Annotated in this window: 11 protein-coding genes; 7 read left to right on the top strand and 4 right to left on the bottom strand. The window is 75.3% G+C overall.

All coding sequences use genetic code 11. From position 1 onward, the window contains the following. From ACLU3S_RS18360 to ACLU3S_RS18350, 3 genes are all read left to right on the top strand, one after another. On the top strand, positions 1 to 757 hold a 757-nt coding region (locus ACLU3S_RS18360), incomplete at its 5' end, for a VWA domain-containing protein (RefSeq protein ID WP_413952966.1). Continuing rightward, the gene (locus tag ACLU3S_RS18355) at positions 750 to 1,856 is read left to right on the top strand and encodes an XdhC family protein (protein ID WP_413952965.1); all 1,107 of its coding nucleotides are present in this window, start codon (positions 750 to 752) and stop codon (positions 1,854 to 1,856) included. The genes ACLU3S_RS18360 and ACLU3S_RS18355, both read left to right, overlap by 8 nt. 16 nt (positions 1,857 to 1,872) lie before the next feature. Beyond that, positions 1,873 to 2,532 carry an SRPBCC family protein gene (locus ACLU3S_RS18350; protein ID WP_413952964.1) on the top strand — a complete coding sequence of 220 codons (660 nt, stop codon included), beginning with the start codon at positions 1,873 to 1,875 and terminating at the stop codon, positions 2,530 to 2,532. Between the two features lie 194 nt (positions 2,533 to 2,726). On the opposite strand, the gene ACLU3S_RS18345 is transcribed toward ACLU3S_RS18350, so the two are convergent. From ACLU3S_RS18345 to ACLU3S_RS18330, 4 genes are all read right to left on the bottom strand, one after another. Continuing rightward, the gene (locus ACLU3S_RS18345) at positions 2,727 to 3,317 is read right to left on the bottom strand and encodes a GNAT family N-acetyltransferase (protein ID WP_413952963.1); all 591 of its coding nucleotides are present in this window, start codon (positions 3,315 to 3,317) and stop codon (positions 2,727 to 2,729) included. Positions 3,318 to 3,324: 7 nt separating this feature from the next. Then, on the bottom strand, positions 3,325 to 3,840 hold the full coding sequence (locus tag ACLU3S_RS18340; protein WP_413952962.1) for a metallophosphoesterase family protein: 516 nt from the start codon (positions 3,838 to 3,840) through the stop codon (positions 3,325 to 3,327). A 9-nt stretch (positions 3,841 to 3,849) separates the two neighbouring features. Beyond that, the gene (locus ACLU3S_RS18335) at positions 3,850 to 4,860 is read right to left on the bottom strand and encodes an SDR family oxidoreductase (protein ID WP_413952961.1); all 1,011 of its coding nucleotides are present in this window, start codon (positions 4,858 to 4,860) and stop codon (positions 3,850 to 3,852) included. 223 nt (positions 4,861 to 5,083) lie between these two features. Then, positions 5,084 to 5,323 carry a hypothetical protein gene (locus ACLU3S_RS18330; protein ID WP_413952960.1) on the bottom strand — a complete coding sequence of 80 codons (240 nt, stop codon included), beginning with the start codon at positions 5,321 to 5,323 and terminating at the stop codon, positions 5,084 to 5,086. A gap of 125 nt (positions 5,324 to 5,448) precedes the next feature. Here ACLU3S_RS18330 and ACLU3S_RS18325 point away from each other — a divergent pair, with 125 nt between their 5' ends. The 4 genes from ACLU3S_RS18325 to ACLU3S_RS18310 all read left to right on the top strand — a co-directional run bounded on the left by ACLU3S_RS18325 (position 5,449) and on the right by ACLU3S_RS18310 (position 9,935). Next, the gene (locus ACLU3S_RS18325) at positions 5,449 to 5,886 is read left to right on the top strand and encodes a MarR family winged helix-turn-helix transcriptional regulator (protein WP_413952959.1); all 438 of its coding nucleotides are present in this window, start codon (positions 5,449 to 5,451) and stop codon (positions 5,884 to 5,886) included. Further along, the gene (locus ACLU3S_RS18320) at positions 5,883 to 7,280 is read left to right on the top strand and encodes an MFS transporter (RefSeq protein ID WP_413952958.1); all 1,398 of its coding nucleotides are present in this window, start codon (positions 5,883 to 5,885) and stop codon (positions 7,278 to 7,280) included. Before ACLU3S_RS18325 ends, ACLU3S_RS18320 begins: the two co-directional genes overlap by 4 nt. 7 nt (positions 7,281 to 7,287) lie before the next feature. After that, complete coding sequence (locus ACLU3S_RS18315; RefSeq protein WP_413952957.1) at positions 7,288 to 7,872, top strand: hydrolase; 585 nt, start codon at positions 7,288 to 7,290, stop codon at positions 7,870 to 7,872. 128 nt (positions 7,873 to 8,000) lie between these two features. Next, positions 8,001 to 9,935, top strand: coding sequence for a glycosyltransferase family 2 protein (locus ACLU3S_RS18310; RefSeq protein ID WP_413952956.1), 1,935 nt, complete (start codon positions 8,001 to 8,003; stop codon positions 9,933 to 9,935). Position 9,936: the final 1 nt, after the last annotated feature.

The following is a 9,936-nucleotide window of genomic DNA, read 5'->3' as shown; positions in this document are numbered from 1 at the left end:
CGAGCTGGACCCGGCCGAGCGGGCCCAACTGCGCCGTCTGCTGGCCGCGTTCTCCCTGCAGGGGCAGACCCGTCGCTCGGCGCGGCGGCGGCCCGCCCGGCGCGGAGAGGTCGATCCGCGCCGTACGGTGCGGGAGTTGCTCAGGCGCGGCGGGGAACCGGCCCTGCTGCGCCGGCACGCCCGCGTGCCGAGGCCCCGCCGGGTGGTGCTGCTCGTCGACGTGAGCGGTTCGATGGGGCCGTACGCCGACGCGCTGCTGCGGTTCGCGCACGCGGCGGTGCGTTCGGGCCGCACGGAGGTGTTCACCATCGGCACCCGGCTGACCCGGGTGACCCGCGAACTGTCGCACCGTGACCCCGATTTGGCGATGGCCGACGCCGCGGCGGCCGTGCCCGACTGGCGCGGCGGCACCCGCCTGGGCGAGCTGCTGCGCGAGTTCCTGAACCGCTGGGGGCAGCGCGGGATGGCGCGCGGCGCGATCGTCGTGCTGCTCTCGGACGGCTGGGAGCGCGGCGATCCGGAGCTGCTCGGGCAGCAGATGCGCCGACTGCACGCGCTGGCGCACCAGGTGGTCTGGGCGAACCCCCGCAAGGCGCGGCCCGGTTATGCGCCGCTGGCGGCCGGCATGGCGGCGGCGCTGCCGAGCGTGGACGCGTTCGTGGAGGGGCACAGCCTGGCGGCGCTGGAGCGGCTCGCGGCGGTGGTGCGCGGGGCGCGGGACGGTGCGGCCGCGGTGAAGGGAGCGGATCGTGCGTGAGATTCTGCCGGCGCTGGCCCGCTGGCATGCGGCCGGGATGCCGTTCGGACTGGCCACGGTGGTCGCGGTCAGCCGCAGCGCGCCGCGCGGGCCGGGTGCGGCCATGGCGGTGGGACCGGACGACGAGGTCGTGGGCAGCGTGTCCGGGGGCTGTGTCGAGGGCGCCGTGTTCTCGCTGGCGCAGGAGGTGGTGGCGAACGGCGAGGCACGGCTCGCGACCTTCGGCTACAGCGACGAGGACGCGTTCGCGGTGGGGCTCACCTGCGGCGGCGAGATCACCCTGCTGGTCCGGCCGGTGACCGCCGCCTCGGACCCGGGGTTCGGCGCGGTCGCCGCGTCGGTCGCGGCGGGCGAGCCGGTGACCGTGGCCACGGTGGTGGACGGGCCCGCGCCGCGCGGCAGCGCGCTCGCCGTCTGGCCGGACCGGGCGGTGGGCTCGCTCGGCACGAGCGGTCTGGACGTCGCCGTCACCGCGGACGCGCGCGGCGAACTCGCGCTCGGCGCCTCGGTCCTCCGGCACTACGGGGCGCACGGCGAGCGCCGCGAGGACGCGGTCACCGTCTTCCTGCAGTCGTTCGCGCCGCCGCCGCGCATGCTGGTCTTCGGTGCCATCGACTACGCGGCCTCGGTGGCCCGCATCGGCGACTTCCTCGGCTACCGGGTCACGGTGTGCGACGCCCGCCCGGTGTTCGCCACGCCCAAGCGCTTCCCGGCCGCCGTCGAGGTCGTCGTGGACTGGCCGCACCGCTATCTGAGCAGTACGGCGACCGACGAACGCACCGTGCTCTGCGTCCTCACCCACGACCCGAAGTTCGACGTGCCGCTGCTGGAGGTGGCGCTGCGCCGGCCGGCCGCCTACATCGGTGCGATGGGCAGCCGCCGCACCCACGACGAGCGGCGCCGGCGGCTCCTGGAGGCCGGAGTCACCGAGGCCGAGCTGGCCCGGCTGCGCTCGCCGCTCGGGCTCGATCTCGGCGCCCGCACGCCCGAGGAGGTCGCCGTGTCCGTCGCCGCCGAGATCGTCGCCCTGCGCTGGGGCGGCAGCGGCGCGCCCCTGACCACGACGGCCGGGGCCATCCACCCGGCCGTCGCGTCCTGATCCCAAGGAGCAAGTGATGGAGCTGAACCACGAGTTCACCGTCCCCGTCCCGGTCGACGACGCGTGGCGCGCGTTGCTCGACATCGAGCGTGTCGCGCCGTGCCTGCCGGGCGCGACGGTGGAGGACTACGACGGCAAGACCGTGACCGGCTCGGTGAAGGTGAAGGTCGGCCCGGTCACCGTGACCTACCGGGGCACCGCGGTGTTCGAGGAGCAGGACGAGGCGGCGCACCGGATGGTGCTCGTGGCCAGCGGCCGGGAGACCCGCGGGCAGGGCACGGCCCGCGCCACGGTCACCGCCACGCTCGTCGAACGCGACGGCGGTACGGCCGTGTCGGTGCGGACCGACCTGACCGTGACCGGGCGCCCCGCGCAGTTCGGGCGGGGCGTGCTGGCGGAGGTGGGCGACCGGCTGGTGGGCCAGTTCGCGACGTGCCTGGCGGACCGGCTGACCGAGCAGCCGCAGGGCGCCGAGGAGGAACCCGGACGGCCCGAGGAGGCACGGCCCGCGTCACCGCCCCGGGAGGAAGCCGAGCCCCTCGACCTCCTGCGCACGGCCGGGCTGCCCGTGGCCAAGCGGGCGGCGGCCCTGGCGGCAGCGGCAGCCGTGCTGGCGTGGGCGGCGACCCGGCTGCTCCGACGCGGCCGCAAGGGCCGCACGCGCCGGCGCCGTTGAGGGCGCCCCCGAGGCCAGACCGTCCGGACGCGAGAACCCGATGGGCCACGCCACTACGCGCGGGGCCGTCGTACCGGCCCTCGGAGGTCACCGGCGTCCACGCCACGCCCCCCGGCAACAGCCCAGGAGGGGTGCCGCTGTGGGAGCCGTGCTCCACGGGCGCTTCGCGGCGCCGAGAGCGCCCGCGCCTCCGGCTAGTCGGGGTCGCTCGCCAGCCGCGCGTGCAGGTGCTGGTCGTGCCAGCCGTCGGCGTGCCGCAGGGCGCCGCGCATGGTGCCCTCGAAGGTGAATCCGGCCCGTTCGGCCACCCGGCAGGAGGCGGGGTTGGCCGTGGAGTGGCACAGCCGCAGGCGGTGCAGGCCCAGGTCGTGCAGGGCCCACCGGGCGAGCCGCCGGGTCGCCGTCACCGCGAGGCCGGCGCCGCGTGCCGCGGGGAGCAGCCAGTAGACGATCTCGGCGCCGCCGCCCGCGAGGTCGACGTCGTTCAGGCCGATGAGGCCGAGCGGCGCGCCGCCGGGCCGGGCGATCGCCCAGACGGCTCCGGTCTCGGCCCGCCACCGCTCGTGCATGCGGGCGATCCGGCGCTCGGCCTCCGCACGGTCGGCCACGGTGAACAGGTTCCACTGCCGGATCGCCCGGTCCTGACCGGCGGCGAGCAGCGCGTCGGCGTCGTCGGGACTCCAGGGCCGCAGTTCCGGTCCGCCGGGCAGGCCGAGGACGGGCTGGCCGCCGTCGGCCATGCGGCCCGCGGGTACGGCGTCGGGTATGCCGGAGCTGGAGATCATCCGGTGATCATCCCACGGTGTTCTGCCGCTCCGGCAGACGGTGCAGGGTCACCTCGGTGAGCGTCCCGTCCTCGACGGTGGCCGTCAGGTACGTGCGGTGGGGCTGGCGGCGGCGGTCCGTCGGGGAGCCGGGGTTGAGCAGGCGCAGCCCGCCCGGCGCGGTGCTGTCCCACGGGATGTGGCTGTGGCCGAAGACCAGCACGTCGAGGTCGGGGAAGCGGGCGGCGCAGCGTGCCTCGCGGCCCTCGGCGGGTCCGGTGTCGTGCACGACGCCGAAGCGCAGGCCGCCCAGTTCTACCCGGGCCACTTCGGGGAGGCGGGCGCGCAGGTCGGGGCCGTCGTTGTTGCCGTACACGCCGACGAGGCGCCGGCTGCCGCGCTCCAGCAGGTCGAGGGTGGCGGTGTCGACCCAGTCCCCGGCGTGGAACACCACGTCGGCGTGCGGGAGTTCGGCCAGCAGCTCGTCCGGGAGCCGCTTGGCTCGCCGGGGCGTGTGTGTGTCTGACATCAGCAGGAGGCGCACGCCACCAGCTTAGGCGGAGGAGGAGGTCAGGCGGCGGACAGCGCCGACCATGCCCAGGACGGCGGCGCCCGCACCGAGGGCCGTGACCGCGGGATGCCGGACCAGGGTCTCCTCCCAGGAGCGGCCGTGGGCGCTGTCGTCGAAGGCGCCGTGGGCTCCCCGGTCGTCGGCGGGCCCGTGGTCGACCGGTTCGAAGAGGTTGTCCTGGCCGGTGGGCGGCACGCTGTCGGTCTGCTGGGAGTCGAAGCCGGTGCGGGCCAGGTAGCGGTCGAGCAGGGCGGGGGCGAACCGGTTGGCCCAGATGGTGGCGACGGTGGTGGCGCCGACGTAGTACTGCTTGCGGCGCGGGTGGTCGGCCGCGTACGCCACGCCCCGGGCGGCGACCTCCGGCTGGTAGATCGGCGGCACCGGCATGGGGTGCTGGGACAGGCGTGAGCGCACCCATCCGAACTGGGGGGTGTTGACGGCGGGCATCTGGGCGACGGTGACGTGCACGTGGCTGCCGCGGTGCAGCAGTTCGGTGCGCAGCGAGGAGGTGAACCCGTTGATGGCGTGCTTGGCGCCGCAGTACGCCGACTGCAGCGGGATGGAGCGCTCCCCGAGCGCGGAGCCGACCTGCACGATCGTGCCCCGGTCGCGCGGGAGCATGCGGGCGAGGGCGGACCGGGTGCCGTTGACGAAGCCGAGATAGGCCACCTCGGTGATCCGCCGGTACTCCTCGGGGGTGATCTCGTCGAAGGGCGCGAACACGGAGGCGAAGGCGCAGTTGATCCAGACGTCGATCGGCCCGAACTCCTTCTCGGCGGCCTCGGCGACGGCGTCCGTCTGCGCCGGGTCGGCGACGTCCGCGGGTTGCACCAGGGGGCGTCCGCCGAGGGCCGCGACCTCGTCGGCCGCCGCCGCCAGCCCGCCCTCGCCGCGCGCGACCAGGACGACGTTCGCCCCGCGCCGGCCGTAGAGGCGGGCGGTGGCGCGGCCGATGCCGGCGCTGGCCCCGGTGATGACGACGGTGAGGGACATGATCATCTCCTGTTGCGATGCGGTGGCTTGGAGGCCGTGATTCAGATGCCGTGGTTCGGATGCGGTGGCTGGGCGCCGTGGCCCGGATGCCGTGGCCCGGATGCGCGACTTGAACGCCGCGACCCGGGCGCCGGATGCGATGGCTCGGACGCCGTCGCCCGGACGCCGTGGTTCGCATGCGCTGGAGCGGAGTCCGGGCGCCGCTCCGCGCAGAGGTGGCCTCTCATGCCCGGCGCCGCCGCCCCAGCGCCGCGCCCGCGTCGGCCGGGCACGCGGCGCTCGCGGCGGTCGCCCAGCAGGCCGTGCGGGAGGGCCCGGTCGGGCGTGCGGCCAGGCGTTCCGGGTGCTCGCTCGGCACCTTGCCGTGGACTCCGGGCGCCAGTACCTCGGCAAGGTCGAGGGCGCGGCGCCCGGTGCCACCCTCCTCGATCCGGGTGCGGCCGGGCGTGTCCGGAGAGGTCATCTGAGCTCCTCGAGTTCACCGACGTGCTGCCGTGTTCCGGCGCCCGGCGAGTACCCGAGGAATCTTCAGGTAAGGCTGAACAGTTTTGACTGGACAGTTGTGCCTGACGTCCCTAGGCTGACGGCATGGATGAGATCTCCGAGTCGGCCGTCCGCGCCGCACGCGACCTGCGGGTGGTGTTCAGCCGGCTGCGCCGCCGCATCCGGGAGATCGCCCAGGACGCGGACCTGTCTCCGTCCCAGGAGTCCGCGCTCACCCTCGTCGGCAAGCACGGCGCGGCCACGGCCAGCGCGCTGGCCTCAGCCGAGGGCGTGCGCCCGCAGTCCATGGCCACCACGCTGGCCGCACTGGAGCAGCACGGCCTGATCCGCCGCGCCCCCGACCCGGACGACGGCCGCCGCCAGCTGGTCACCCTGACCGACTCCGGCCGCGCCCGCGTCGAGGGCAACCGGCAGGTGCGCGAGGAATGGCTGGCCCGCGCCTTCCAGGACCGGTTCGACGACGCCGAGCGCGAGACCGTCCTCGAGGCCCTGCAGCTGCTGGAACGGCTGTCCCGGCCGTGATACAGCGCCTCACCTTCCGCACCCCCCACACGGCCCGGACCACCCGCCCCTCCCCCACCGCCTTCGACCGCCGGCTCGTCCCGCCGATGGTCCTCGGCTCGGTCCTGAACCCGATCAACTCGTCGATGATCGCCGTGGCGCTGGTGCCGATCGGCATCGCCTTCGGGGCTCCGCCCGCCGAGACCGTGTGGCTGGTCACCGCGCTCTACCTGGCCACCGCCGTCGGCCAGCCCGTCATCGGGCGCCTGGTCGACATGTACGGCCCGCGCAGGCTCTACCTCGCCGGCACCGCGCTCGTCGGCGTGGCCGGGCTGCTGGGCGCGCTGGCGCCCTCCCTCGGCGCGCTGATCGCCGCCCGGGTGCTGCTGGGCCTCGGGACCTCGGCGGCGTACCCGGCGGCGATGCGGCTGACCCGCGGCGAGGCCGAACGCACCGGGCAGGACAGCCCGGCCGGCGTGCTGACCGCGCTCGCCGTCGCCAACCAGACGGTGGCCGTCGTCGGACCCGCCCTCGGCGGCCTGCTCATCGGCCTGGGCGGCTGGCGTGCGGTGTTCACCGTGAACGTGCCGCTGTCCGCGGCCTGTCTGGTGCTCGGCACGCTGCGGCTGCCCCGGAGCGAGACCCGACGGCGCGCGGTGGACGTGCCCGGCATGGCGCTGTTCGCCGCGCTGCTGGTCGCCCTGATGCTGTTCCTGATGGACCCGCGGGCCGACCGCTGGTACCTGCCGGTGCTCTGCGCCGCCGCCGGCGCGGTGTTCGCCGCGCGCGAGCTGCGGGCGCCGGACCCGTTCGTCGACCTGCGGGTCCTCGGCGGCAACGGCCCGCTGCTCGCCACCTACCTGCGCCAGCTGCTCGCCTACACCACCTCCTACGCCTTCATGTACGGCTACACGCAGTGGCTGGAGCAGGGCCGCGGGCTGGGCGCCTCCCGCGCCGGCCTCGCGCTGGTGCCGCTGTCGCTGGCCGCGCTCACCGTCTCCACGCTCACCGGGCGCCGCGAGGCGGTGCGCGCCAAGCTGCTCGCCGGCTCCGCGCTGCAGATCGCGGGCAGCGCCGTGCTGCTGCTGATCCACGCGGACAGCCCGCTGTGGCTGCTGCTCCTGGCGGGCGCACTGCTCGGCATACCGCAGGGCCTGATCGGGCTCGCCACCCAGAACGCCCTGTACCGGCAGGCCGACCCGGAGCGGATCGGCTCCGCGGCCGGACTGCTGCGGACCTTCATGTACCTCGGCGCGCTGGGCGCCACCGCCGCCACCGCGGCGTTCTTCCCGCACCGCGCCGACACGGCCGGGCTGCACGGCCTGGCCCTGTTCATGCTCGCCGGCTCCGCGCTGTTGCTGGCGACGACCCTGCCGGACCGTTCCCTCGGCCGGCTCACCCCTCGAAAGGCCTGACCGACTCATGTCGCTCACCACGCTCGACCCCCGCACCGCCCTCGTCGCGATCGACCTGCAGAACGGCATCGCGGCCATGCCCACCCAGCCGTACTCCGGACCGGAGGTCGTCTCCCGCACGGCCGAACTCGCCGACGCGTTCCGCTCCCACGGCCTGCCCGTGGTCCTGGTCCGGGTCTCCTTCGCCGCCGACGGGGCCGACGCCCTTCCCGGCCGCACCGAGCGCCAGGCACGCGGGCTCGCCTTCCCGGAGGGCTGGGACGTCATCGTCGACGAACTGGCCGGCAACCCCGGCGACATCCACGTCACCAAGCACAACTGGAGCGCCTTCCACGGCACCGACCTGGACGTGCAGCTGCGCCGCCGCGGCATCACCCAGATCGTGCTGACCGGCATCGCCACCAGCATCGGCGTCGAGTCCACCGCCCGGGACGCCTACGCCCACGGCTACCACGTCGCCCTCGCCACGGACGCCATGGCCGACTCCGACGCCGAGGCGCACGCGAACAGCGTCGAGCGGATCTTCCCGCGGCTCGGCGAGTCCGGCACGACGGCCGAGATCCTGGAGCTGCTCGCCAAGACCCACGGCTGACGCCGGCCGGCCCGGTCCCTTGCCGCGGGGGTGCGCACACATCCGCGCAAGGGGCCGGGTTAGCATTCGGCCAACGCACACCGTGCCACCGCGGCAACGGCAGGCGAACAAAGGGGGCTTGGAACCGGATGCCGGTCAAGGTCAGCGTCGTCGTCCCCGTCTACAACCCGGGACCGTACCTCGAGGACTGCGTCTCCTCGCTGCTGCGCCAGTCGCTGCCCGACGACGAGTACGAAGTGATCTTCGTGGACGACGGCTCCACCGACGCCACCCCGGCCCGGCTCGACGCGCTGGCCGCCCGGCACCCGCACGTCAGGGTCGTCCACCAGGAGAACTCGGGCTGGTCCGGCAAGCCCCGCAACGTCGGCATCGAGGCCTCCCGCGGCGAGTTCGTGATGTTCGTCGACAACGACGACCAGCTCGGTGACGAGGCCCTGGAGCGGATGTACGAGTACGGCGTCGCGAACAAGGCCGACGTGATCGTCGGCAAGATGGCCGGGAAGGGCCGCCCGGTGCCGGTGGAGCTGTTCCGGCGCAACCACCCCCGGGCCACCGTCGAGAACGCCCCGCTGATCGACAGCCTCACCCCGCACAAGATGCTCCGGCGCTCCTTCCTGGACCGCACCGGACTGCGCTTCCCCGAGGGCCGGCGGCGCCTGGAGGACCACGTCTTCGTCACCGAGGCGTATCTGCGCGCCGGCAACGTCAGCGTGCTCAGCGACTACGTCTGCTACTACCACGTCAAGCGCGACGACGACTCCAACGCCGGCTTCCAGCGCTTCGACCCCGCCGGCTACTTCGCGAACCTGCGCGAGGCCCTCGACGTGGTCGAGCGGTACACCGAGCCCGGCCCGCTGCGCGACAGGCTGCTGCGCCGCTGGCTGCGCGTGGAGATGGTGGACCGGATGAGCGGTCGCCGGCTGCTGGCGATGCCCGACGACTACCGGCGCGCGCTGCTGCGCGAGATGCACGCGGTGGCCGTCGAGCGCTTCGGCCCCGGGGTCGCCCGCGGGCTGCGGCCGGGCCAGCGGTTCGTCGCCGCGCTGATCCGCGAGAACCGCTACGACGACCTGGTCGCCTACGCCGAGTGGGAGAGCGGCGTGCGGCCCACGGCCGTTCCGGTCGCCGTCGAGTGGCAGGACGGCGCCCTGCGGGTGGACCTCACCGCGGAGTACGCCACGGCGGCGGGCCCGCTGACCGTCCCCGCCGACGCGCCGCCGCCTCCCGCGGACGGTGCGCCCGGCGACCTCGCGCAGGCCGTGGCCTGGCTGGGCGCGGCCGCCGCCGAGGGCCTCGGGAAGGCCACCGCCGACCTGATCCTGCGGGACCGGGAGAGCGGGGCCTCCTTCTTCCAGCCTGTGGCGGTCACCCGCGAGCGGGTTCCCGCCGCCGACGGCGCGGTCCGGCTCGTGCTGCGCGCCACGGCGACGGTGGACCCCGGCACGGCGGCCGGCGGCGACCCGCTGCACGGCGGCCTGTGGGACCTGTACGCGCGCGTCGGGCTGGGCGGCTGGACCAAGGAGTGCCGCCTGGGCCCCGCCCCGGCGCAGGGGCCCGTACTGCCGCCGGCCGGAGTCGTCGCGGGCCGCGTCGTCCTGCCCTACTGGACGAAGCAGTACCGCAACCTCTCCCTGGACGTCGACCGCGCCGCGAAGGCCCTCGGGGTGCACGGGCTCACCGCGGCGGACGCGGCGGTCTCCGACACCGAGACGCTCACCGTCGCGCTGCCGCTGTACGTGCCGGACAGCACCGAGGCCACCCTCCGGCTCACCACCGCCTCGGGCCGCGCCGTCGACCGGCCGGCCGTGCTGACCCCGGCCGACGGCGTCCGCGCGCTGCTGTCGAGCGAGGTGCCGCTCGACGAGCTGCGCGGCGGCAGGTGGCGGACGGGGCTGCGGGTGGCCGGCGACCGCGTCCTCGGGCTCCCGCTGCTGCTCACCACGGGCCGCGGCCGCGTCGAGGTGACCCGGCAGCCGCCGCCGGGACCGCTGCGGCGGCTGATACGCGCGGCGCGGCGCCTGCTGGGCGCCGCGCTGAGATCGACCACGACACGGAGGGCATGAC

The sequence above is a fragment of the Streptomyces sp. AF1A genome (assembly GCF_047340315.1).
Lineage (GTDB): Bacteria > Actinomycetota > Actinomycetes > Streptomycetales > Streptomycetaceae > Streptomyces.
The sequence above is the reverse complement of the archived record's forward strand: the minus strand, read 5'-3'. Positions and strand labels throughout refer to the sequence as shown.

Coding starts and splice junctions, on each gene's coding strand:
- ACLU3S_RS18310 (WP_413952956.1), top strand. CDS start 8,001: ATGCCGGTCAAGGTCAGCGTCGTCGTCCCCGTCTACAACCCGGGACCG.
- ACLU3S_RS18330 (WP_413952960.1), bottom strand. CDS start 5,323: ATGACCTCTCCGGACACGCCCGGCCGCACCCGGATCGAGGAGGGTGGC.
- ACLU3S_RS18315 (WP_413952957.1), top strand. CDS start 7,288: ATGTCGCTCACCACGCTCGACCCCCGCACCGCCCTCGTCGCGATCGAC.
- ACLU3S_RS18325 (WP_413952959.1), top strand. CDS start 5,449: ATGGATGAGATCTCCGAGTCGGCCGTCCGCGCCGCACGCGACCTGCGG.
- ACLU3S_RS18345 (WP_413952963.1), bottom strand. CDS start 3,317: ATGATCTCCAGCTCCGGCATACCCGACGCCGTACCCGCGGGCCGCATG.
- ACLU3S_RS18335 (WP_413952961.1), bottom strand. CDS start 4,860: ATGTCCCTCACCGTCGTCATCACCGGGGCCAGCGCCGGCATCGGCCGC.
- ACLU3S_RS18350 (WP_413952964.1), top strand. CDS start 1,873: ATGGAGCTGAACCACGAGTTCACCGTCCCCGTCCCGGTCGACGACGCG.